Annotated in this window: 14 protein-coding genes; 12 read left to right on the top strand and 2 right to left on the bottom strand. The window is 69.0% G+C overall.

Features of this window, described 5'->3' with window-relative positions; genetic code table 11:
• The first annotated feature begins 2 nt into the window (after positions 1 to 2).
• Positions 3 to 2564, top strand: a complete 2562-nt coding sequence (locus tag VGN58_RS08480) for a glycoside hydrolase family 3 protein (protein WP_414710773.1) — start codon at positions 3 to 5, stop codon at positions 2562 to 2564.
• Positions 2565 to 2670: 106 nt separating this feature from the next.
• Here VGN58_RS08480 and VGN58_RS08475 read toward each other — a convergent pair whose 3' ends face one another.
• On the bottom strand, positions 2671 to 3732 hold the full coding sequence (locus VGN58_RS08475) for a LacI family DNA-binding transcriptional regulator (protein ID WP_327482818.1): 1062 nt from the start codon (positions 3730 to 3732) through the stop codon (positions 2671 to 2673).
• Positions 3733 to 3845: 113 nt separating this feature from the next.
• Between VGN58_RS08475 and VGN58_RS08470 the strand changes: the two genes are divergently transcribed.
• The 10 genes from VGN58_RS08470 to VGN58_RS08425 all read left to right on the top strand — a co-directional run bounded on the left by VGN58_RS08470 (position 3846) and on the right by VGN58_RS08425 (position 20998).
• Positions 3846 to 6032, top strand: a complete 2187-nt coding sequence (locus VGN58_RS08470; RefSeq protein WP_327482817.1) for an alpha-glucuronidase family glycosyl hydrolase — start codon at positions 3846 to 3848, stop codon at positions 6030 to 6032.
• Positions 6029 to 8020 carry a sialate O-acetylesterase gene (locus VGN58_RS08465; protein ID WP_414710772.1) on the top strand — a complete coding sequence of 664 codons (1992 nt, stop codon included), beginning with the start codon at positions 6029 to 6031 and terminating at the stop codon, positions 8018 to 8020. The genes VGN58_RS08470 and VGN58_RS08465 overlap by 4 nt, the downstream gene beginning before the upstream one ends.
• Entirely contained in the window at positions 8017 to 9771 is a 1755-nt protein-coding gene (locus VGN58_RS08460; protein ID WP_414710771.1) for a glycoside hydrolase family 43 protein, read from the top strand. The genes VGN58_RS08465 and VGN58_RS08460 overlap by 4 nt, the downstream gene beginning before the upstream one ends.
• Positions 9771 to 12464, top strand: a complete 2694-nt coding sequence (locus VGN58_RS08455) for a glycoside hydrolase family 3 protein (RefSeq protein WP_327482816.1) — start codon at positions 9771 to 9773, stop codon at positions 12462 to 12464. Before VGN58_RS08460 ends, VGN58_RS08455 begins: the two co-directional genes overlap by 1 nt.
• A 59-nt stretch (positions 12465 to 12523) precedes the next feature.
• Positions 12524 to 14008 (top strand): MFS transporter, encoded by a 1485-nt coding sequence (locus tag VGN58_RS08450; RefSeq protein ID WP_327482815.1) that lies wholly within the window; start codon positions 12524 to 12526, stop codon positions 14006 to 14008.
• A 17-nt stretch (positions 14009 to 14025) separates the two neighbouring features.
• Positions 14026 to 15063, top strand: a complete 1038-nt coding sequence (locus VGN58_RS08445; protein ID WP_327482814.1) for a glycoside hydrolase family 43 protein — start codon at positions 14026 to 14028, stop codon at positions 15061 to 15063.
• Entirely contained in the window at positions 15053 to 15898 is an 846-nt protein-coding gene (locus VGN58_RS08440; protein ID WP_327482813.1) for an aldose epimerase, read from the top strand. Before VGN58_RS08445 ends, VGN58_RS08440 begins: the two co-directional genes overlap by 11 nt.
• A 155-nt stretch (positions 15899 to 16053) precedes the next feature.
• Entirely contained in the window at positions 16054 to 16932 is an 879-nt protein-coding gene (locus VGN58_RS08435) for an alpha/beta hydrolase (RefSeq protein ID WP_327482812.1), read from the top strand.
• A complete protein-coding gene (locus VGN58_RS08430) occupies positions 16929 to 17945 on the top strand; it encodes a glycoside hydrolase family 43 protein (protein WP_327482811.1) in 1017 nt (338 codons plus the stop codon). The genes VGN58_RS08435 and VGN58_RS08430 overlap by 4 nt, the downstream gene beginning before the upstream one ends.
• 221 nt (positions 17946 to 18166) lie before the next feature.
• Positions 18167 to 20998, top strand: coding sequence for a di-heme oxidoredictase family protein (locus tag VGN58_RS08425; RefSeq protein ID WP_327482810.1), 2832 nt, complete (start codon positions 18167 to 18169; stop codon positions 20996 to 20998).
• A 95-nt stretch (positions 20999 to 21093) separates the two neighbouring features.
• On the opposite strand, the gene VGN58_RS08420 is transcribed toward VGN58_RS08425, so the two are convergent.
• A complete protein-coding gene (locus VGN58_RS08420; RefSeq protein WP_327482809.1) occupies positions 21094 to 21792 on the bottom strand; it encodes a hypothetical protein in 699 nt (232 codons plus the stop codon).
• Between the two features lie 437 nt (positions 21793 to 22229).
• Here VGN58_RS08420 and VGN58_RS08415 point away from each other — a divergent pair, with 437 nt between their 5' ends.
• Positions 22230 to 24983 (top strand): PAS domain-containing hybrid sensor histidine kinase/response regulator, encoded by a 2754-nt coding sequence (locus tag VGN58_RS08415; protein ID WP_327482808.1) that lies wholly within the window; start codon positions 22230 to 22232, stop codon positions 24981 to 24983.
• Positions 24984 to 25028: the final 45 nt, after the last annotated feature.

Raw genomic sequence — 25028 nt, 5'->3', positions numbered from 1 at the left:
CGATGAACGCTGGAAACATCCCGCGCGCCCGCGGCGGCCTGGTGGTGGCCGCGCTGGTGCTGGCCCTGGGTGCCTGCAAGGGCCAGGACACGTCCGCCGCAGCGGCAGCCGTGGCCACCGACGCCACGCCGTGGCCGCAGGTCGCCTGGCCGTTGGCCGAGGACGCCGCGCTCGAGAAGCGCATCGCCGACCTGATGGCCACCATGACGGTGGAGGAGAAGGTCGGCCAGCTGGTGCAGGGCGACATCGCCAGCATCACGCCGGACGACATCAGGAAGTACCGCCTGGGCTCGATCCTCGCCGGCGGCAATTCCGATCCCGGCGGCCGCTACGACGCCTCGCCGGCGGAATGGCTGGCGCTGGCCGACGCGTTCTACGAGGCGTCGATGGACACCTCACAGGGCGGCAAGGCCATCCCGATCATCTTCGGCATCGACGCGGTGCACGGGCAGAGCAACATCGTCGGCGCCACGCTGTTCCCGCACAACATCGGACTGGGTGCGGCGCGCAATCCCGAACTGCTGCGCCGGATCGGCGAGATCACCGCGCTGGAAACACGCGCCACCGGCATGGAGTGGACGTTCGCGCCGACCGTCGCCGTGCCACAGGATGACCGCTGGGGCCGCACCTACGAGGGCTATTCGGAATCGCCCGAGGTGGTGGCGAGCTATTCCGCGGCGGTGGTCGAAGGCCTGCAGGGCAAGGTCGGCACACCGGCCTTCCTGGACGGGCGCCACGTGATCGCGTCGGTCAAGCACTTCCTGGGCGATGGCGGCACCACCAACGGCAAGGACCAGGGCGACACCAGGATCAGCGAAGCCGAGCTGGTGCGCATCCACGCCGCCGGCTATCCGCCGGCGATTGCCGCCGGCGCGCAGACGGCGATGGCCTCGTTCAACAGCGTCAACGGCGAAAAGATGCACGGCCACAAGCCGTACCTGACCGATGCACTGAAGGGCCGCATGAACTTCGGCGGCTTCGTCGTCGGCGACTGGAACGGCCACGGCCAGGTGAAGGGCTGCACGAACACCGATTGCCCGGCCACGATCAACGCCGGTCTCGACATGGCGATGGCGTCGGACAGCTGGAAGGGCTTCTACGAAAGCACGCTGGCGGCAGTGAAGGCCGGCACCATCAGCCAGGAACGGCTGGACGATGCGGTCCGCCGCATCCTGCGCGTGAAGTTCCGCCTGGGGCTGTTCGAGGCGGGCAAGCCGTCGTCGCGAGCGGTCGGTGGCCAGTTCGCGCTGCTCGGCGCGCCCGAGCATCGCGCGGTCGCCCGGCAGGCGGTACGCGAATCGCTGGTGCTGCTCAAGAATCGAGGTGGCGTGCTGCCGCTGGCGCCGAAGCAGCGCATCCTCGTCGCCGGCGATGGCGCGAACGATGTCGGCAAGCAGGCCGGTGGCTGGACGCTCAACTGGCAGGGCACCGGCACCACGCGCAAGGATTTCCCGAACGCCGACTCGATCTATGAAGGCATCGCGCAGCAGGCCAGGGCGGCCGGTGGCGACGCGATCCTCGCCATCGACGGCAAGTACACGCAGAAGCCCGACGTGGCGGTGGTGGTGTTCGGCGAGAACCCGTACGCCGAATTCCAGGGCGACCTGACCACGCTGCTGTACAAGCCGGGCGACGACACCGACCTGGCGCTGATCAAGCGCCTGAAGGCCGAGGGCATTCCGGTGGTGGCGGTGTTCCTGAGTGGGCGTCCGCTGTGGATGAACCGCGAGATCAATGCGGCCGATGCGTTCGTGGCGGCCTGGCTGCCGGGTTCGGAAGGCGGGGGCATCGCCGACGTGCTGTTGCGCAAGGCCGACGGCACCGTGCAGCACGACTTCAAGGGCAAGCTCAGCTTCAGCTGGCCGCGCACCGCCGTCCAGTACGCCAACAACGTCGGACAGGACGGCTACGACCCGTTGTTCGCGTTCGGCTACGGCCTGACCTACGCCGACAAGGGCGATCTGGCCGCGCTGCAGGAGGACTCGGGCGTGACCGGCGACGAAGGCGCGCCCGGCGTGTTCTTCGCCCGCGGCGACACCGGCGCCGGCATCGCGATGCGTCTGGAGACGGCGGACGGGCAGGGCGTGACGGTCACCAAGGTACCGGAGGCATTGGCGGGCGACCTCCTGAAGGTCGCCGGTGTGGATCACACGGCGCAGGAAGATGCGCGCCGCTTCACGTGGTCCGGCAAGGGCGAGGCGACCGTCGCGCTGCCGTCGCACACCGCGCTCGACCTGCAGCGCGAGAGCAATGGCGATGTGATGCTGCTGACCACGCTGCGCGTCGATGCTGCGCCGAGCGGGGATGCATGGCTGTCGGTCGGCTGCGGCACCGGCTGCACCGCGCGCGTGGCGCTGGCGCCGACGCTGGCCACGCTGCCGGTCGGCCAGTGGACGCGCGTCGGCGTTCCGCTGAAGTGTCTGGCCAAGGCGGGAGCCGATGTCGGCAAGCTGGATCGCCCCTGGGCCATCGGCACGGCGGGGACGATGACGGTGTCCGTGTCGCGCGTGGCGTTGGGCGCGTTGAACGAAGCCGAGGCTACCGTCGCATGCCCCGGCGCGTGAGCCCCGTGCTTCCGCGGTCGATGACGCCGCAGGACGGCGTCATCCCGGCGTCGGTGCGGTCCGCGCGCGAACCGGGTGCGGAGGCGGCGTGATCTCCCGCCGCGCGCTATCGCCGTTTGGGTGGCACCGCCACCGAGTCGCGGACGACCAGCCGGTGCGGCACCACGTGGTCCATCAGCACGCGCGTACTGTCGCTCCTGCGCTTGATGCCGCGCAGCAGGATATCGATGGCCGCATTGGCCATCGATGCGATGGGCTGGTGGATGGTGGTCAGTTCCGGCCAGACGGTGGTCGCGGCCGAGGTGTCGTCGAACCCCACCACCGACAGGTCGCGCGGCACGTCCAGGCCGCGGCGATGCGCCACCGAGATCGCCGCCGCGCCCATGTCGTCGTTGCTGGCGAATATGGCGGTCGGCGGCTTGCGGTGGGCCAGCAGTTTCTCCGCGGCCTTCAATCCCGAGCGGTAGGTGTAGTCGCCCTGCTGGACGAGGGCGGGGTCCACCTCGAGTCCCGCCTCGTGCAGCGCGGTGACGAAGCCGTCGTAGCGCCGCGAACTGGCGCTCAGGTCGCTGCGTCCGCGGATGAAGCCGATGCGGCTGTGGCCCTGCTGGATGAGGTGTTCGGCCATTTCGCGGCCGGCACGGAAGTCGTCGATGCGCACGCACGAGATGTCGTCGCTGAAGCGTCCGGACGCGATGGCGACCACCGGGATGCCGGCCTTGACCAGTTCGCTCACCGCCGCACGCGATTCGCACAGTGGCGGCGGCAGGATCACGCCGTCGACGCGCCCGGCCAGCGCACGGGCGGCCTTGCGTTCGGCCTCGGCGTCCAGGTCGTCCCAGTAGTCGATCACCAGTTGCACGGCGGTGCGCGAGGCGACGCGCAGCAGCCCCACCAGCAGTTCACGGAGATAGGCGCCGCTGGGATTGGTGTAGATCAGCGCAACGCGCGTGTGCTGCGCGGCGGCCAGCGAACTGGCGGCCAGGTTGGGTGTGTAGCCGAGTTCCCGGACGGCCCGCATGACCTGCTCGCGGGTGGCGTCGCGGACCTTGCCCTGGTTGTTGATGACCCGCGACACGGTCATCGGCGACACGCCCGCCCGGGCGGCCACCTCATCGATCGTCACGCCGCTGCTCTTGCGGCGGATCGACTTCTTCGGCTTGTCCAATACGCGTTCCCTTCTTCCACGATGGCGGCGCCGCGCGGCGGTGGGCCGGCACGGAGCGGGTACCAGGGGGGATGATGGAACAGTTCGCGCCCGCCTGTCCCCTGGACATCCGAATGTTACCGCTAACCCTCCGGCGCGGCGACGGACGGCGGCGCTGGCTGCTGGCGGCGGTGCTCGTGCTGCTCGGCTGCATGGGCAGCGTGCGTGCGGAGGATGGCTACGACCTGTGGCTGCGGTACACGCCGGTCGGCTCCACCCTGACGGACGCATACCGCATGCGTTTGGGCGACGTGGTTGCGCCGGACGCGACGGTGACCCAGCGTGTCGCGCGCGACGAACTGATGCGCGGCCTGTCCGGCCTGCTGGGCAGTGCGCCGCGTCAGCGTACTGACGGCGCAGGGCAGTCGTTGCTGGTGCTGGGCACGCCGCAGTCGTCGCGCTGGGTCGCGCCGTTCCGGCGTGAGCTGGATGCGATCGGCGACGAGGGCTATCTGCTCCGCCGGGCGAAGCTCGACGGTCGCGACGTGCTGCTGGTGGCGGCGCGTCAGGACATCGGCGTGCTGTATGGCGTCTTCCATCTGCTTCGCCTGCTGCAGACGGGGACGGCGCTGGAGGGCCTGGACATCCGCGAGTCGCCGGCGATGCGGCTGCGCGTGCTCAACCACTGGGACAACCTCGACGGCTACGTCGAGCGCGGCTATGCCGGTGGTTCGCTGTGGGACTGGCACACGCTGCCGGACTGGCGCGATCCGCGGTACACCGACTATGCGCGCGCCAATGCCTCGCTCGGCATCAATGGCACCGTCCTCAACAACGTCAACGCGAATGCCCTGAGCCTGTCGCCGGAGTACCTGCGCAAGGCGGCGGCGCTGGCGGACGTGTTCCGCCCGTACGGCATCCGCGTGTACCTGAGCGCACGCTTCAGCGCGCCCATCGAGATCGGCGGGCTGGCGACGGCCGATCCGCTCGATCCCGACGTGCAGCGCTGGTGGCGGAAGAAGGCGGACGAGATCTACGCCGTGATCCCGGATTTCGGCGGCTTCCTGGTCAAGGCCAATTCGGAAGGCCAGCCAGGTCCGCAGGACTACGGCCGCTCGCATGCCGACGGCGCCAACCTGCTGGCCGACGCGCTGGCGCCGCATGGGGGCGTGGTGATGTGGCGCGCCTTCGTCTACGCGCACGACGTGCCCGAGGATCGCGCCAAGCAGGCGTACAACGAGTTCGTCGGCCTCGACGGCGCGTTCCGCCGCAACGTGCTGCTGCAGGTGAAGAACGGTCCGATCGATTTCCAGCCGCGCGAGCCGTTCCATCCGCTGTTCGGTGCCATGCCGAAGACGCCGTTGATGATGGAATTCCAGATCACCAAGGAATACCTCGGCTTCGCGACCCATCTGGTCTATCTCGGACCGTTGTACGAAGACGTGCTGGGCGCCGACACGCATGCGCGCGGGCCGGGCTCCACCGTGGCGCGGGTGATCGACGGTTCGCTGGACGGCCATTCGCTGACCGGCATCGCCGGCGTGGCCAACATCGGCGACGACCGCACGTGGAGCGGATCGCATTTCGATCAGGCCAACTGGTACGTGTTCGGCCGGCTGGCGTGGAACCCGCGGCAGTCCACGCGCGCCATTGCCGCCGACTGGGTGGCGATGACCTTCTCGCGCGACGCCGGCGTGGTGCAGCCGGTCGTCGACATGATGATGGCCTCGCGCGAAGCGGCCGTGGATTACATGACGCCGCTGGGCCTGCACCACGTGATGGCGCGCGGGCACCATTACGGCCCGGGCCCCTGGGTGGACGGGGGTCCGCGCGCAGACTGGACCTCGGTGTACTACCACCGCGCCGACCGCGACGGCATCGGGTTCGACCGCAGCAGGCGCGGCAGCGATGCCGTGTCGCAGTACGCACCTGCCGTGGCTGGCACGTTGGACGATGTCGCACGCGTGCCGGAATCGCTGCTGCTGTGGTTCCACCATGTGCCATGGGACCATCGCATGGCCTCCGGACGTCCACTCTGGGACGAACTGGTGCACCGCTACTCGCGCGGTGTGCGTCAGGTGGAGGCGATGCAGGCCACGTGGGACGGCATGCGCGACAGGGTGGATGCGCCACGTCACGCGCATGTCGCCGCCTTCCTGCGCATCCAGCGCAACGAGGCGCAATGGTGGCGCGACGCCAGCGTGGCGTATTTCCAGTCGATCAACGGGCGCCCGCTGCCGGCGGGCGAAGCGCCGCCGCCGCATCCGCTCGCGTACTACCGGTCGCTGCAGTTTCCGTTCGCACTGGGGGACGGTCGATGAACCGCGCGGGCGCGCTGGCAGGCAAGGCCGTGGCGCTGATGCTGCTGTGCTGCAGCGCGGCCACGCATGCACAGGACGCCGCGCCAGCGCCACTGCTGCACGCGATGTTCCAGGATCACGCGGTGCTGCAACGGGACAGGCCGATCCCGGTATGGGGCGCGGCCGGCGCAGGCGAAACGGTCACGGTGACGTTGGCGCGCCAGACGGTCACGACGCGCGCGGCGGCGGACGGCCGGTGGCGCGTGTCGCTTCGACCTCTCGCCGCAGGCGGTCCCCACACCCTGACCGTCAGGGCAGGGCGGGCGACGCAGGTCGTTCGCGACGTCCAGATGGGCGATGTGTGGCTGTGCTCCGGCCAATCGAACATGGAACTTCCGGTCTGGCGCGCGCTCGACGCAAGCAGCGAGATCGCCTCGGCAACGCATCCGCGTATCCGGTTGTTCACTGTGCCGCAGGCGGCCGCTGTGACCCCCAGCGCTTCGTTTGCTGCCGCGACCGCATGGAAGCTGGCATCGCCCGAGACGGCAAGGGACTTCTCGGCCGCCTGCTTGTATTTCGCGCGCGAGTTGCAGCAGACGGTCGACGTACCGATGGGCCTGATCCAGGCCGCGTGGGGCGGTTCGCGGATCGAAGCCTGGACCCGTGCCGCCGCCCTGCGCGCCGGCGGTGGCCGCGATGAGGTCCTCGATGTGCTGGAAACTTACGCAGACGATCCTTCGGCAGGGATCGCGCAGTGGGGCCGACATTGGGAGACCTGGTGGACCACGCGCAAGGACGCCGTTCCCGGCGACCGGCCATGGCGCGCCGACGCCTCCGGCACCGGCTGGCACGATGCGCCCGCGTCGCTTGGCGCGTGGGAGCGCTGGGGCGTGCCGGCGCTGGCCGACTACAACGGCATGGTCTGGTACCGCACGCAGGTGACGCTGACCGCGGCACAGGCCGCGACCGGCGCGACGCTGGAACTGGGCGCGGCCGACGAGACCGACATGACCTGGGTGAACGGCGTGGCCGTCGGCAGCCGCTATGGCGCGGGCGAGGCGAGACGGTATCCGCTGCCGGCCGGCGTGTTGAAGGCCGGGGTCAATACCGTGGTCGTCAACGTGCTGGACACCTATCGCGACGGCGGCCTTGCCGGCCCGCTGGACGCGCAGGCGTTGCGCTTCGACGACGGTACCCGCGCGGTGCTGGATGCGCCCTGGCGCTACCGCGTCGCGCCAGCCGCCGAGGCGCCACCGGGTGCGCCGTGGCAGGCCGCCACTGGCCTGTCGACGCTCTACAACGGCATGATCGCGCCGCTGGGGGATTACGGCCTGCGCGGCATGCTGTGGTACCAGGGCGAATCCAATACCGGGGAAGCCGCCGCTTACGCCGCGCTGTTGCGCACCCTGCGCAACGACTGGCGACGGCAGTTCGGTTCCCGCATGCCGCTGCTGGTCGTGCAACTGGCCGGCTATGGCATGCCGCCAACTGCACCGGTCGACAGCGGCTGGGCGCAGCTGCGCGAGGCACAGCGTCAGGTGGTCGCGGAAGATCCGCATTCGGGACTGGTGGTGGCCATCGACATCGGCGATGCCTACGACATCCACCCGCCCAACAAGCAGGAACTCGGGCGCCGACTGGCACGCGCTGCACGTCATGTCGTCTATGGCGAGCGAGGGTTGGCGCCGTCGGGACCGACCGCACGCGTCGCGTCGCGTTCACCGGAGGGCGTCAGGATCGCTTTCGGCGGCATCACCGGCACGCTGGCGACGACCGGCGCGAACGGACCCATCGGCTTCGAGCTGTGCGATGGCGGCGCGAAGCGCTGCGCCTACGCCGATGCCGTCCTCGACGGCGACCGCGTGGTCCTGCGCAGTCCGCATGCGGGCAGCGCCACCCACGTGCGCTACTGCTGGGCCGATGGTCCGGTCTGCACGCTGCGCGATACCGCCGGGCTCCCGGCCGGTCCCTTCGAACTTTCCCTCCCTGCCGCCGAGGTGCCCCGATGAAATTGTTCTCCCTGCGCGTCCGCCCGGACGATCGACGCGAAGTCCGGGCAGATCGGACCGGCGTGCGCGGCGTGCTGGTCGCCGCTCTGCTGTCGCTGGCTGCGCACGCGTCGGCACAGTCGCCTGCCGCGCCACCGGTGTATTTCGACTGGTTCGAGTACCGCGGTCGCGATGTCGCGTTCGAGGCGCCGCTGCCGGCCGGCCATTACCGCAATCCGGTGCTGGCGGGGTTCCACGCGGACCCCAGCATTGTCGCGGCCAACGGCAAGTTCTACCTGGTCAACTCCAGCTTCACCTACTTCCCGGGCATTCCCGTGTTCGAGAGCACGGACCTGGTGCACTGGAAGCAGATCGGCAACGTCATCGACCGGCCCACGCAGCTGGATTTCGACGGACTGAGCGTGTCGCGCGGCATCTTCGCGCCGACCATCGAATTCCACGATGGCGTGTTCTACGTGGTGACCACGGCCACCGACAGCGGCGGCAACTTCATCGCCACCGCGCGCGATCCCGCCGGTCCCTGGTCGGATCCGCACTGGCTGCCGACCATCGGCGGCATCGATCCGTCGCTGTTCTTCGACGACGACGGCAAGGCCTACCTGCTCAACAACGACGAACCGCCCGGTCCCGCGCGCTACGACGGCCACCGCGCCATCTGGATGCAGCAGATCGACCTAGCGCGTTTCCAGCCGGTCGGTCCGCGCAAAGTGCTGATCGATGGCGGCGTGGAGCCGGAAAAGAATCCCATCTGGATCGAAGGCCCGCACATCTACAAGCGCGACGGCTGGTACTACCTGTCCGATGCCGAAGGCGGCACGGGGCCGCAGCATTCGCAGGTCGTCCTGCGCAGCCGCGACGTATGGGGCCCGTACGTGCCGTACGCGGGCAACCCCATCCTGACCCAGCGCGACCTGCCGGCGGACCGGCCGCTGCCGATCACCAACGCCGGCCATGCCGACCTGGTGGAAGGACCGGACGGTTCGTGGTGGGCGGTGTTCCTGGCCAGCCGCAATTACCAGCAACGCCACTACAACACGGGACGCGAAACCTACCTGCTGCCCGTGCAGTGGCGCGACGGCTGGCCCGAGATCCTGCCGGCCGACCAGGCCATTCCCTACGTGGTGAAGGCGCCCTCATGGATGCGCGGCGAGGCCATGCAGGCGCCGTCCACCGGCAACTTCGTGCATCGCGACGAGTTCGATGGCCCGGCGATCGCCTCCGACTGGTTCCGCGTGCGGGTGCCGAAGACCGCCTGGGCCGACCTGGCCGCACGCCCGGGTGCACTGGCCGTGCATCCGCTGACCGAAGGGCTGGAGACCCTGCGCAACCCGGCGTTCCTCGGCCGTCGCCAGCAACACCTGCGCTTCGAGGCCAGCACGGCGATGACGACACCGGCGCCGGGCGTGGCCGCGGGCCTGGCCGCGTTCCAGAGCGAGGCGTACTGGTACTTCCTCGGCGTGCGCCGGCTCGATGGCGACCGTGTCGCGGTCTTCCTCGAGGGCCGCGACGGCAGCGGCACCACGCGCACGCTGGCCACGCGCGAGGTAGCGGCGACCGACGCACTCCGGCTGAAGATCGAGGGCGACGAAGGCGACTACGGGTTCGCCTTCGACACCGGCGACGGCCGTGGTTGGCAGACGCTGGCGGGTGAGGTCGATGGCACCGTCCTGAGCACCGATCGCGCCGGCGGTTTCGTCGGCGCCCTGTTGGGACCGTTCGCGCGCGACGAGCGCGCTTCGAGGAGCGAATGATGACGACGACACGTTCCATCTCCATCGCCCGGCGCACGCTGCCGGGCCTGTGCGCATTGGCACTGTGCGTGGCCGCATGGGCGGCGCCGTCCGCGCAGGCCGCCGATGCGAAACCCTGGCTCGACACCTCCCGCAGCTTTGAGGCGCGCGCCGCAGCGCTGGTCGCGGAGATGACGCTGGAGGAGAAGGCCGCGCAGATGCAGAACGCCGCGCCGGCCATCGAGCGCCTCGGCGTGCCCGCCTACGACTGGTGGAACGAAGCGCTGCACGGAGTGGCGCGCGCCGGGCAGGCGACGGTGTTCCCGCAGGCCATCGGCCTGGCGGCGACCTTCGACGTGCCGTTGATGAGCGAGGTGGCCACCACGATCAGCGACGAGGCGCGCGCCAAGCATCACCAGTTCGTCCGCGACGGCCAGCACGGCCGCTACCAGGGGCTGACCTTCTGGTCGCCGAACATCAACATCTTCCGCGATCCGCGCTGGGGCAGGGGCCAGGAGACCTACGGCGAGGATCCGTACCTCACCGCGCGCATGGGCGTGGCCTTCGTGCGCGGCCTGCAGGGCGACGATCCGGTCTACCGCAAGCTGGACGCGACCGCCAAGCACCTGGCCGTGCACAGCGGCCCCGAAGCCGACCGGCACCACTTCGATGCGAAGCCGAGCAAGCGCGACCTGTACGACACCTACCTGCCCGCGTTCGAGGCGCTGGTGAAGGAAGGCGACGTGGACGCGGTGATGGGCGCCTACAACCGCGTCTACGGCGAATCCGCCAGCGCCAGCAGGTTCCTGCTGCGCGACGTGCTGCGCCGCGACTGGGGCTTCAAGGGCTATGTGGTCTCCGACTGCTGGGCCATCGTCGACATCTGGAAGAACCACAAGATCGTCGCCACCCGCGAGGAAGCCGCGGCGCTCGCGGTGAAGAACGGCACCGAACTGGAGTGCGGCGAGGAATACTCCACGCTGCCCGCCGCCGTGCGCCAGGGACTGATCAGCGAAGCCGAGATCGATGACGCGGTGACGCGCCTGTTCGCCGCGCGCATGCGGCTGGGCATGTTCGATCCGCCGGAACGCGTCCGCTGGGCGCGCATTCCGTACTCGGTCAACCAGGCGCCGGCGCACGATGCGCTGGCGCTGAAGGCCGCCCGCCATTCGCTGGTGCTGCTGAAGAACGACGGCATCTTGCCGCTGTCGCGCGACCTCAAGCGCATCGCTGTCGTCGGCCCGACCGCCGACGACACCATGGCCCTGCTGGGCAACTACTTCGGTACGCCCGCCGCGCCGGTGACCATCCTGCAGGGCATCCGCGACGCCGCGAAGGGCGTCGAGGTGAGCTATGCGCGCGGCGTGGACCTGGTGGAAGGGCGCGACGATCCGGCGGCGACGCCGCTGATCGAGGCCGCCTATCTGCGTCCGTCCGCCGATTCGCCCGAGCGCGGGCTGCGCGGCGAGTACTTCCGCACGCAGGACCTGTCGGGCACCCCGGCGCTGGTGCGGACCGATGCGCAGATCGGCTTCCGCTGGGACCGCGGCTCGCCGACCGACAACCTGCAGGCGCGCGGCGAGGCGGGCCCGGGGCAGGGCGTGCCGAACGACCGCTTCAGCATCCGCTGGAGCGGACAGCTGCTGCCGCCGGTGTCGGGCCGCTACCGGATCGAAGCGGCCGCGGATGACGGCTTCCGCCTGTACGTGGACGGCAAGCGCGTGCTCGACCACTGGACCGACAGCGATCGCCTGCGCAGCGATGGCGTGGACCTGGACCTGGAAGCCGGACGCGCCTACGACCTGCGGCTGGAGTACTACGATGCCGAGCGCGATGCCGGCGTGCGGTTGGCCTGGCGCATGCCTGGCGCGAAGCCGCCCTTCGAGGAGGCGGTGGAGATCGCGCGCAACGCCGACGTGGTGGTCTTTGTCGGCGGCCTGACCGGCGACGTGGAAGGCGAGGAGATGACGGTCAACTACCCGGGTTTCGCCGGTGGCGACCGCACCGACCTGCGCCTGCCGGCCACGCAGCGGAAACTGCTCGAAGCCCTGCATGCCACCGGCAAGCCGGTCGTGCTGGTGCTGACCGGCGGTTCGGCGCTGGCGGTGGACTGGGCGCAGGCGAACCTGCCGGCGATCCTGATGAGCTGGTATCCGGGCCAGCGCGGCGGTACGGCCGTGGGCGAGACGCTGTTCGGCGATGCGAATCCGGCCGGACGCCTGCCGGTGACGTTCTACACCGCCGACCAGGCCATGCCGGCGTTCGACGACTACACGATGGAAGGGCGTACGTACCGCTATTTCCGCGGTACGCCGCTGTATCCGTTCGGGCATGGCCTGTCGTACACGCGTTTCGACTACACGGCGCTGCGCACCGATGCGACCAGGGTCCGCGCCGACGGCCGCCTGCGCGTGCAGGTCGACGTGGCGAACACCGGCAAGCGCGCCGGCGATGAAGTGGTGCAGCTGTACGTGCGTTCGCTGCAGGCCGGCCCAGGCGATCCGCAACAGGAACTGCGCGGCTTCCAGCGTATCCATCTTGCGGCCGGTGAGCGCCGCACGGTGGCGTTCGAATTGCAGCCGGCGCAGGCCCTGCGGCGCTACGACGAGGCGCGCGGCAGCTACACGGTCCCGCCGGGCCGCTACGAAGTGCGCGTGGGCGGCTCGAGTGCCGATGCCCGCGTGCGCGCGACGTTCGAAGTGGAGGCGCGATGAGCGACACGCACCCCGCACCTCGCCTGTCCGCTCCTCCCATCGTCCAGGATCCCTGACGCATGTCCAGCACTGACCACACGTTGTCGATCCAGGAAAAGCTGGGCTACAGCCTGGGCGATCTGGCGGCCAACCTGATCTTCCAGACTCTGATCACCTACCTGGCGTTCTTCTACACGGACGTCTACCGGCTGCCGGCGGCGACAGCGGCGACCATCATCTTCGTGGTGGGCCTGCTTGGCGCGTTCGTGTTCACGCCACTGATCGGCATCCTCGCCGACCGCACGGCGACGCGCTGGGGCCGGTTCCGTCCATGGATCCTGTGGACCGCCATCCCGTTCGGCGTGCTGTCGCTGCTGGCCTTCAGCACGCCGGATTTCGGCGAGCGCGGCAAGGTGGTGTACGCGCTGGCGACCTACACGCTGCTGGTGCTGGTCTATGCGGCCAACAACCTGCCGTACTCGGCGCTCAGCGGCGTACTGACCGGCAGCATGGCCCAGCGCAACAGCCTGTCGGCGTACCGGTTCGTGGCGGTGATGATCGCGCAGTTCATCATCCAGGTACTGCTGATGCCGCTGGTGCTGATCCTAGGCGACGGCGACCGCGTGCAGGGCTTCGAGCGGGTGATGACGCTCTTCGCCGTGGTGGGCACGGTGTTCTTCCTGATCACCTTCGCCACCACCCGCGAACGCATCGTGCCGACGAAGGAACAGTCCGGTGGGGTGATGCAGGACCTCGCCGACCTGGTGCGCAACCGACCCTGGCAGGTGATGCTGGCGCTGACGGTGCTGGTGTTCATCAACCTGGCGTTGAAGGGCGGCACCTACATCTACTACTTCCAGTACTACATGAGCGAAGCGGCGCTGGCCGCGTTCCTGGAGAACTCCGGATTCAACGGCTTCATCGCGGCGCTCAATGCCGCGCTCACCGGCGCGGGACTGGCCGGGTTCACCTGGCCCGAGGATCCGGCCACGTCCACCTTCAGCCTGTTCAACGGCAGCGGGATCCTCTGCATGATCCTGGGCATCGGCGTGTCGCGCCGGCTGGCCGACCGGTTCGGCAAGCGCGACGTGTTCGGCGGCGCGCTGTTCGTGTCTACGCTGTTCCTGCTGGTGTTCTATGTGTTTCCGCCGACGGCGGTGGCGCTCACCTTCGTCGCCTTCATGCTGCACGGCTTCTGCTACGGCATCACCATTCCGCTGCTGTGGGCGATGATCGCGGACGTGGCGGACTACTCGGAGTGGAAGAACCACCGTCGCGCCACCGCCATCATCTTCTCGGCCATGTTGTGCGGCCTGAAGATCGGTCTCAGCGTCGGCGGTGCGCTGGTCGCCGGCATCCTGGCGCACTACGGCTACCAGGCCGGTGCCGCCGAGCAGTCGCCGGCCGTCGTCGACGGCATCCGCATGACCGTCAGCATCTACTGCTCCCTTCCTTTCCTGGTCGCGGTGGCGCTGCTCTTCCTCTACGAGATCGACAAGCGGATGGAGTCGCGCATCGAACACGACCTCGACCAGCGTCGCCGCGCCGCGGGTGCGGCCGCGTGACCACCATGCCTGCGACCATGAACGACACCTCCCACCCTGACGAAGGCCAGCCGAGCGAAGCCGAGCTCGCGAACCTGGCAGAACGCGCCATTTCGAAACCCCTGGTCACCCACATCTACACGGCCGATCCCTCGGCGCACGTGTTCGACGGACGGCTCTACATCTATCCGTCGCACGACATCGACAGCGGCGGCGCCTTCGATGACGAGGGCGGCCACTTCGGCATGGAGGATTACCACGTGCTGCGGATGGACAGCCCCGACGGCGAGGTCACCGACTGCGGCATGGCGCTGCACGTGCGCGACGTGCCGTGGGCGGACAAGCAGATGTGGGCACCGGATGCGGCCGCGCGCGACGGCCGCTACTACCTCTATTTCCCCGCCAAGGACGGCGGTGGCCTGTTCCGCATCGGCGTGGCCGTCGCGGATCGGCCGGAAGGCCCGTTCAGCGCCGAGCCGGCGCCCATCGACGGTGCGTACTCGATCGATCCGGCCGTGTTCGAGGACGACGACGGCACGCACTACCTGTACTTCGGCGGCATCTGGGGCGGGCAGCTGCAGAAGTACCGCGACAACACGTACCACGCGTCGCACGAGGAGCCGGTCGGCGATGCGCCAGCGCTCGGTCCACGCATCGGCCGGCTGGACGCCGGCATGACGTCGCTGGCCGAAGCCACGCGCGAGATCGTGATCGTGGACGAACACGGCCAGCCCCTGCGCGCCGACGATCATGCGCGCCGGTTCTTCGAGGGACCGTGGGTGCACAAGTACGACGGCCGCTACTACCTGTCGTATTCGACCGGCAATACCCACCTGCTGTGCTACGCGGTGGGCGACAGTCCGTATGGGCCCTTCACCTACGGCGGCGTGATCCTGACGCCGGTGGTCGGCTGGACCACGCACCATTCGATCTGTGCGTTCGAGGGACAGTGGTACCTGTTCTACCACGACGCGCTGCTGTCGGGCGGCGTGACGCACCTGCGTTCGATCAAATGCACGCCGCTCCACCACGAGGCCGACGGCCGCATCCGCACCATCGATCCCTATGGCGGCTGAGCTGCGGTCGCCGCGCGACGATGCCCTGGCGCCCATGCCGGCAAGGCCGCTGCACGGGTTGCGCGCAGGGCGGCTTGAGGTCGTGCTGGCGCCGGAGGCCGGCGGCCGCATCGCGCAGATCCGCTACGACGGCGTGGACTGGCTGATCGGACCCGATGACGGCGCACCCGCGACCATCGCCTGGGGCTGCTACCCGATGGTGCCCTGGGCCGGACGCGTGCGCGGCGGACGCTTCGACTTCGACGGTCGCGCCCACGCATTGCCGGAGAACTTCGGGGGGCATGCGATCCATGGCGTCGGCTTCTCGCGGCCGTGGACGATCGACACACTGGACGCCGACAGCGCCACGCTGTCGCTGGCGCTTCCGACCGACGCCTACTGGCCGTTCGGCGGTACCGCGACGCAATCGGTGCGGTTGGAAGACGACCGCCTTCACCTCGAACTCGCCGTGCGGGCGGGCGAACAGGCGATGCCGGTGGTGCTGGGCTGGCATCCCTGGTTCCGCAAGCCCGAGCGATTGGAATTCACGCCGACCGCGATGTATCCGCGCGACGGGCAGGGCATCGCCACGCTGCCGTACGTGCCGCCGGTGCCCGGCCCGTGGGACGACTGCTTCATTGCGGGTGGGGAGATCACGCTCACGCGCGGACGCCAGCATCTCCAGCTGCAGGCGGACACCGATCACTGGGTGGTGTACGACGCCGCTTCGCATGCCACCTGCGTCGAACCGCAGACCGGCCCTCCCGATGCCTTCACCCTTGCGCCACGCGTGCTACAGCCGGGACAGCAGCACCGGCTGTCCTTCGAACTTGCATGGCAGGCCGTCAACGAATGACAGCGCTAAGGAAGTTGGATGCCACGCGGTCGGTTCCAGCTCCTGGAGAAATGACGATGCGTCCGAATCGCGGTCTCCCTACCACGCTTTTCTGCATCGCACTCGCGGCGATGGCAGCGCTGCGTGCAGCTCCAGTCCTTGCACAGGACGATGCGATGACCGTCATCGCCACGCCGGACCAGCCCACGGCGATCGAACTCGGCACAGGACCGCTGCCGGGCGCCCGGCATGCCGAAGCCTGGCATCGCCAGTACGGCAGCGTGTTCGCGCGCAACGTCAGCGTGGCCACGCTCACGCCGTTCCTGCCCGATCCCGCCCAGGCCACCGGCACTGCCGTGATCGTCGCGCCGGGCGGCGGCTTCCGCTCGCTTTCCATGCAGAACGAAGGCTGGGAGGTGGCGCGTGCGTTGGCCGAGCGCGGTGTCGCGGCGTTCGTGCTGAAGTACCGGCTGGAACCGACGCCCGACGATCTCGACGGGTTCGCCCGTTCGATGCGCGAGGTGCTGTCGGGCCCGGTGCCGGCGCACCGCCTGGACCCGGCGGCATCGGTCGCCCGGCTCGGCCCGCAGATCGCCGATGCACGCGCGGCGTTCGTGCTCGTGCGCGCCCGGGCGGACGCGTGGGGCATTGATCGACAGCGCATCGGCATGGTCGGTTTCTCCGCCGGCGCCATGCTGACGCTGGCCACGGCGCTCGCCGGCGAAGACGCCAGACCCGCGTTCATCGGCAACATCTACGGTCCGCTGGCACCGCTGGATGTGCCGGCGGATGCGCCGCCGCTGTTCGTGGCCATCGCCGCCGACGATGGCCTGTTTGCCGACGGTGGATTCGGCTTGATCGAACGCTGGCGCGCGGCGCGGCGCCCTGTCGAGTTCCATCTGTACGAGCAGGGCGGGCATGGCTTCGGCATGTACCGGAAACCCACGACGAGCACCGGCTGGTTCGATGCCTTGGCGAGCTGGATGAAGATGCATGGCTGGCTGGAACGGGCAGGGCAGGCGCCTGGCGTGGATATCGAGGAGAACGCACCATGACGTCGCACCGCACCGCAGTCGCGCGATCCCTTGTCGCCTTGATGGCACTGACCGTGGCGGGCGCCGCCGCCGGGCAGGAGCCTGCTCCGCCCACGCCACGGTCGAACCCGCTGATCCGCGACAGGTTCACCGCCGATCCGGCACCGCTGGTGGTCGGTGACCGTCTGTATCTGTATGTCGGCCACGACCAGGCGCAGCGCGACGAGATGTTCAACATGCGCGAATGGCTGGTCTATTCGACCACCGACATGGCGACGTGGGTCGACCATGGCCCCATCATGAAGGTGGCCGACTTCGCCTGGGCCAAGGCCGATGCGTGGGCGTCGCAGGCGATCGAGAAGGACGGGAAGTTCTGGTTCTACGCCGCCGTCGAGCACGACGACACGCAGCCGGGCAAGGCCATCGCGGTCGCCGTGTCCGACAGCCCGACAGGGCCGTTCGTCGATGCCAAGGGCTCCGCGCTCATCACCAACGCGATGACGCCCAAGGGCACGCACAGCTGGGAGGACATCGATCCCACGGTGTTCACCGACGACGATGGCACCACGTGGATCGCCTGGGGCAACCGGCAGTGCTACATCGCCCGGCTCAAGCCCAACATGATCGAGATCGACGGACCGATCACCGAGATCACGCCGCCGCATTTCGAGGAAGGTCCGTGGCTGCACAAGCGCGGAGACCTCTACTACCTCACCTATGCCTCGCTCGACCGCGCCACGCACCGCGACGAGAAGGTGTCCTACGCCACGGCGACCTCGCTGCCGGGGCCGTGGACATATCGCGGCGAACTGACCGGTTCGGGCAAGTACAGTTTCACCATCCATCCGGGCATCGCCGAGTTCAAGGGCCGCTGGTATCTGTTCCTGCACAACGCCGCGCTCGCCATCGGCGACCAGCACGGTGCCATCGGCCGGCGCGCGGTCACGGTCGAGCACCTGCAGTACAACGCCGACGGCAGCATGAAGCCGGTGGTGCAATCGGAGGCCGGGATCTCCGTTCCGCCTCCGCGCTAGCGTCATCGCACGACGAGAAACGACATGGACATGCCACGTGCGCGCAATCCTGCTGCGGTAGCCGCGTGCGCACGCGCAGGTTATGCGCCCTGGGTCACAGCGAAGCGTAACGGACCTCTGCGACCATACCGCCTGCAGTCATCGGATGGCGCGCGTTCGCTCGGGGAATGAAGCGGACGCGTCGCCGGCGTTCCCCACGCGTCCCCACGGAGTCGGTCCCGATGTATTCCCTTGCCCATGAACGCGGCCGCCGCGTGCCGGTGGTGTTCGTCCTGCTGTCCGTCCTGTCGCTGTCCGCCTGCACCGCGCAGACCGACGAGGCGCGCGATGCACCTTTCTGGAGCAGCACGCGTCCGACCCGTGCTTCGTCCGCGCTGCCGCACCTGGCGATGGGCAGTGGCGCCACGGCAGCCGCAGCGGAAGCGCAGGCCGCGCCGCCGCAGAACATCAACGTGGACCCGGTGCCGTCCGGCCGCTACCGCATCGCCAGTGCGTCGAGCGGGCTGTGCATCGAGATCCGGGAGGGCAGCGCGGCCAACGGCACCCCGCTGGTGCAATCGCCCTGCGACACCACGCTGCACCGTCAGTTCTTCGACATCGCCGAGACGAGCACCGGCCAGTACCGCCTGCGCAACCTGGCCACGCAGAAGTCGGCCGACATTCCCGCCGGCTCCGGCGCGGACCACGTGATCGTGCAGCAGTGGGACGACAACGGCAGCGGCGCCCAACGCTTTCGCCTGCAGCGGGTCGACACCAGCGACCGCTACCGCATCGTCAACGTCAACAGCGGCAAGTGCCTGGGCATCGTCGGCGCATCGACGACGGCCGGTGCCAGCGTCGAACAGATCACCTGCGCCACGGTCGCCGCGCAGCAGTTCCGCCTGGGCGCGGGCGAGCCGCAAGCGGTGCGGCAGAACGGGTCGCAGCCGCTGCTCCCGCCACCGCCGCCGGTGCCGCCGTCGGCCACCTACCAGCCCTTGCTGTGGCCGGACGACGCCGCGCCCATCCACTACACGCAGGACGATGGCACGCTGGTCACGCATGTCGGTGGCCGCGTGCGCGACCGGCATGCGCGCGAGCCCATCGTCGACGACAGTTACCAGGTGTTCCCGCCGCATTACTTCGAACGGCGCACGCACGAGATCGTCATCCACGACGACGCGGTGCCCGGCACGTCCGGCGAGCAGCGCATCCTGACCATCGTGGTGAGGCCGCAGCACTACTGGTACGGCACCAACTTCCGCCATGGCTACATCGGCCGGCGCAGCGAGGATCCGCTGGAGCCCACGTCGGTGGCGCTGTACGCGGACAATGGCGGCATGAAGGTGCTGCCCGGCGGCGTGGTGGCGCAGACGCCCATCGCCAACTACGCGCAGTTCGGCCAGGACCCCAACAGCAACTACACGCCACCGGCCGGCACGCCGGGCAATGCCTTCGTGCTGGTGAAGGAGATCCGCACCGCCGCCAACGAAGGCCACCGTCCACTGCGCAAGGGCGACCTGGTGGAGTTCGAGCTGGGCATCTTCCTGGCGGGCAACCCGGACGTGATCGGCCGCTTCAACTACTACGCCGAAGCGCTGGTCTATCGCGCGGGATCACACGGCATCGTGTCGTGGTTCCGTGGCCCCGGCTACGGCGTGCAACGCCCGCTGGATTCGCTGCCCATGCCCGGCGAAGCGCTCAGCGCCGGTCCGTGGATGACGCTGCACGAGGACACCTCGAGCGAACCGTTCCGCATGCTGCAGCAGGCCTCGCACAACATCGCCGGCTACAACATGCAGCCGTGGGCGGAAGGACGCCGACTGATCCATACCTCGTTCGCCAGCGGTCGCCATTCCGAGGAGAGCAACACCGTCTTCACCGCGCATGCGGGCAAGACCGCACCGCGCTTCTCGCAGACGCGCTGCGTGGACTGCCATGCCGGCAACGGCCGCAGTTCACCGGTGGTCGGGGCGCCGCTGAACCGGCTGGGCGTCTTCGTCGGTGCCGCCGGGGCAGGGGGGCAGGCGGCAGATGCACGTTTCGGACTGCGCCTGCAGCAGGGCACCTATCGCGAGGGCGGCGCGAACCTCGACGGGCGCGAAGCCGAACTTGTGCTCACCGGCTACACCGAGCTTCCGGGCCGTTACGCCGACGGCACGGGTTACGTGCTGCGCCGGCCGAACTACGCCCTGCGCGACCGCAACGGCCAACCGCTGGCCATGCCGACGGCATTGTCGGTGCGCGTGGCGCCGTCGCTGATCGGCCTGGGTCTGCTGGAAGCCGTGCCGGAACAGCAACTCGAGCGCCTGGCGCTCGCGCAGCGCGGCGATCCCGACGGCGTGGCCGGGCGGCTGCAGATCGTCGCCGATCCGCGCGACGCCGGCGTCAGCCGCGTGGGCCGCTTCGGCTGGAAGGCCGCCGCCGCCACGCTGGAACAACAGGCGTCATTGGCGTTCAACACCGACATGGGCGTGACCTCGCCGCTGATGCCATCACTCGAGTGCGCACGGGGCAGCCAGGGCACGGCCTGCGCGCAGGTCGACACCGGCAGCGCGAAACTGACCGCGTCCGACATCCACCAGACCACGCTGTACCTCAGCCTGCTCGGCGTACCGCCGCGGCGCGACTTCGACAACCCGCTGGAACAGGATGCGCAGGCGCGGGCGCGACAGCTGCGCGTCAAGCGCGGCGCGCAACTGTTCGAGGCGGCCCGCTGCAGCACCTGCCACACGCCGGAACTGCGCACCGGGCACCACCGGTTCGCCGAGCTGCGCTACCAGACCATCCGTCCGTACAGCGACCTGCTGCTGCACGACATGGGCCCGGACCTGGCCGACACCTACCTCGAGGGCCGCGCCACCGCCCGCGAGTGGCGCACGCCGCCGCTGTGGGGCCTGGGCCTGGCGGCGTCGATCGATCCGAACGTGCGCTACCTGCACGACGGTCGCGCCGCGACGCTGGAAGAAGCCGTGCTGTGGCACGGAGGGCAGGGCACCGCCGCCAGGCAGCGGTTCGAGGCCATGAGCGCGGAAGACCGACGGGCGCTGGTGGATTTCCTCAAGTCGTTGTGATGGCTCTTCCGTGCACTGCGACATGAGCCTCCCCACCATTGACCGGGGTGCGGCACCGCAGGCGGGCACGTCACCGTGCCCGCCGTCATGCGTGCTCAGAAGTCCCAGCGGCCGGTGATGGACACGGGCGTCGAAACACGGCTGCCGGTGTCGTTGATGGTCGCCAGACCGAGCCCGGCGATCGCCGAATCGTCGTCGGAAAGATCGCCGATGTAGTTCACCCCCGCGGCGAGCGTCATGCTGAAGCGGTCGGTGAACGGTATCTGCACGCCCGCCTCCAGCCCGCCGCTCAGCGCCCAGCCCTTGTCGTAGAACGCTGCATCGGGGATCGTGATGGCGGCGTCGGGAATCTCGAAGGTGGCACGGATGACGTCGGTTTCGGTCGCACCCAGGCGCGCCGCGACGAACGGCTTCACCCGCCCACCGCCGCCGAAGAAGTGGCGGTAACCCACCTCCCACGTGTAGGCGTCGTAGCCCGAGAACGTGCCGAAGACATCGAGTTCGGTAGCGAGCGCAGGCACGTACGCCGCTCCGACGCGCACACGCCCATCATCGGCGCTGGTCTCCCTGGCCTGCAGGAACATTTCGCTCCGGTCGCTCAGTCCATAACCCACTTCCAGGCCCCACGACGTGGCATTGCCGTAGATCTGGTCATGGCTCCGGGAACGGATTCGCAACTCCGCGCTGACGCCTGCGAGCGCTGGATTCAACGGACCGAGATCCGGCACCGGCGCGACGGCGCCGGTATGGACGTCGCCGCTGACCGGAAAATCCGCGCCGCCGAGCACGGACATCGAGAACCTTCCCTGCTCGGGACCTGCCGCGAACGCCGGGCCCGCCACCATCAGCAAGGCCGCGCCAAGGAGTCTGATCTGCATGTGCCTCTCCCATCACATCGGTGACGCCTACCCAGCGTAGGCACACGCTCTACGCAGGACGGGTCCATGCGGATTCAACGAGGCAGGGGACGTAAGCACGCTTTTGCAGGGCTTCACGCCATGTCCACCTTGCTGTACGCAGTCGACGTTCGTTGGCATTTCCCGGACCGCGAGCAAGGCACGGACACGGGCGTCCATCTCCGCGTCGACAACACGGAGCCAGCCGCTCGGATAGACTGCCGTCACGATGGGGTCCGGCTCGCGACTCTCTCCATGACGCCGACCACGACCACCTGCGGTTCCTGCCTGGGAACACCTCGATGCCCCATCGTTCTGCCGACCTCTCTCCCGACATGCTGGACAGCGAGCGCATCCGTGTTGCGCTGACGGCCGGCGCCATCATCGGCACATGGTTCTGGGACGTGACGTCCGACAGAGTCACGATGGACCCGGCCCTGGAGCAGGCGTTCGGCCTGAGCCGGACCGGCGACGGATGGAAGCTGCGGGACCTGGTGGACTCCGTCCATCCCGAGGACCGGTCCGATCTCCAGTCCGCGATCGACGCAGCCGTCGCGCGGGGCGGGCAGTATGCCCATCGCTTCCGGACCCATGACGCCGGCGGCGATTGGCGGTGGGTCGAGGCACGTGGCTGGGTGAACATCGACGCAAGCGGTGCCGCCCACAGTTTTCCTGGCGTCCTGATCGACATCGCTGAGACACGGCGTGTGGAAGAGGCCCGCGATCGCGCCGAAAGCCTGTTGAACACGTTCGTAGAGGCCGTGCCGGGCGTGGTCTACGCCAAAGACCGGCAGGGCCGTCTGCTGATCGGCAATCGCGGAACGACCGAGCTGATCGGCCGGCCACCGGAGGAATACCTGGGCCGGACTGATGCCGAGTTGCTGCACGACCAGGCGCAGGCGGCGGCCATCATGGCGGCGGACGCGCGCATCATGGCCTCCGGCCGGATCGAGCAGCTGGAAGAGGAAGTGAACTATCCGGACGGGACCCGCGCCTTCTGGCTGTCGACCAAGGCACCGCTTCGGGATGCGCAGGGCGAGGTCATCGGGCTGATCGGCGCGTCGCTCGACATCACCGACAGGAAAGCGGTCGAAGCGAGCCACCGGGAGATCGAGGAGCGTTATCGGCTGGCCGCGCTCGCCACGAACGACGCCATCTGGGACTGGCGGATGGCGGACGGCCACGTGATCTGGAACGAAGCGCTGGCCACGCTCTTCGGGCACGAACGGTCCGAGAGCAGTGCGCAGTGGTGGCTGGATCACATCCATCCCGACGATCGCGAACGGATCGGCGCCAGCATCCACGCCGTCATCGACCACGGCGGCGACGCCTGGCAGGACGAATACCGCTTCGAACGGGCCGATGGCGGATACGCCCACATCCTGGATCGCGGCACGGTGCTGCGCGGCCCGGGCGGCGAACCGGTGCGCATGATCGGCGCGATGCTCGACCTGACCGGACGCAAGGCCGCCCAGGCCGCGCTCGCCGAAAGCGAGGAGCGCCTGCGCCTGGCCACGGAAGCGTCGGACATCGGTTTCTGGGACGTGGACCTGGTCAATGACCTGCTCATCTGGCCACCGCGCACCAAGGCGATGTTCGGCATGTCCGCCCACGTACCTGTTTCGTTGGCGGATTTCTACGCCGGCCTGCACAGCGAGGACCTGGCCCGGACGAGCGATGCGTTCGCCGCCGCCTGCGATCCGGCGCGACGGGCCCTCTACGATGTCGAGTACCGCACGATCGGCAAGGAGGATGGCGTCGTGCGTTGGGTCGCCGCCAAGGGCAGGGGACTGTTCGACGGCGAACGGTGCATCCGCGTGGTCGGCGTCGCGATCGACGTGACCGAAAGGAAGGCCGTCGAAACGCAGTTGAAGGAACTCAACGAGCAGCTCGAAAGCCGCGTGCAAGCCGAAGTCGCCGAACGGGTCCGCGTGGAGGATGCGCTGCGCCAGAGCCAGAAGATGGACGCGGTGGGCCAGCTTACCGGCGGCATCGCCCACGACTTCAACAACATGCTGGCGGCGATCATCGGCCCCCTCGATCTGCTGGCGGGCCGGCTGGATCCGGGCGATGAACGCGCCCGCCGGTACGTCGACATCGCCATGGAGGCATCGAAGCGGGCCGCCCAGCTCACCCAGCGGCTGCTCGCGTTCTCGCGCCAGCAACCGCTGCAACCCGAAGCGCTGGATGCGAACAAGCTGGTATCCGGGATGTCGGAACTGCTCGCGCATTCGCTCGGTGGCGACGTACAGCTGGAAACCGTCCTTGCCGGCGGCCTCTGGCGCACCCATGCCGATCCCAACCAGCTCGAGAACGTGATCCTCAATCTGGCGGTCAATGCGCGCGACGCGATGCCCGAAGGCGGGCGCGTGACCGTGGAGACGGCCAACTGTCATCTCGATCACGCCTACGCCGACGACAACCCGGGCATTTCGCCGGGGCAGTACGTGCTGATCGCCGTGTCGGATACGGGCAACGGCATGCCGGCCGAGGTCATCGCGAAGGCGTTCGATCCCTTCTTCACGACGAAGGAGGTCGGGCGCGGCACGGGACTCGGTCTGTCCCAGGTCTACGGGTTCGTCAAGCAGTCCGGCGGCCACGTGAAGATCTATTCCGAAGTCGGGAACGGCACGACCGTCAAGGTGTATCTGCCGCGCCTGCACAACGCGAGCATCGAGGCTGCGCCGCCGGAGACCGTTCGCCCCGTCCCGCGGGGCGAGGCACAGGAGGTCATCCTGGTGGTGGAAGACGAAGCGGCGGTACGACAGTTCTCGGTCGATGCGCTGACCGAGCTGGGCTACCGCGTCTTCGCCGCCGACAGCGCCGCGGCGGCGCTGAGGGTCCTGGAAGCCGAGCCCTCGATCGGCCTGTTGTTCACCGACGTCGTCATGCCGCAGACCAACGGGCGCAAGCTCGCCGATGAAGCGACCCGGCGCTGGCCCCATCTCAAGGTGCTTTTCACCACGGGCTACAGCCGCAACGCGATCATCCACAACGGCGCCCTCGACGCCGGCGTCAACCTGATCGGAAAACCGTTCACGCTCCAGGAGCTCGCGCATCGTGTGCGTGAGGTGCTGGAGGGCCGCTGATCGAGAGCTGATCGTGCCGGGGGCTTGTGTGGGCCAAGCGGACGC

The sequence above is a fragment of the Pseudoxanthomonas sp. genome, assembly GCF_035999195.1.
GTDB lineage: Bacteria > Pseudomonadota > Gammaproteobacteria > Xanthomonadales > Xanthomonadaceae > Pseudoxanthomonas_A.
The sequence above is the reverse complement of the archived record's forward strand: the minus strand, read 5'-3'. Positions and strand labels throughout refer to the sequence as shown.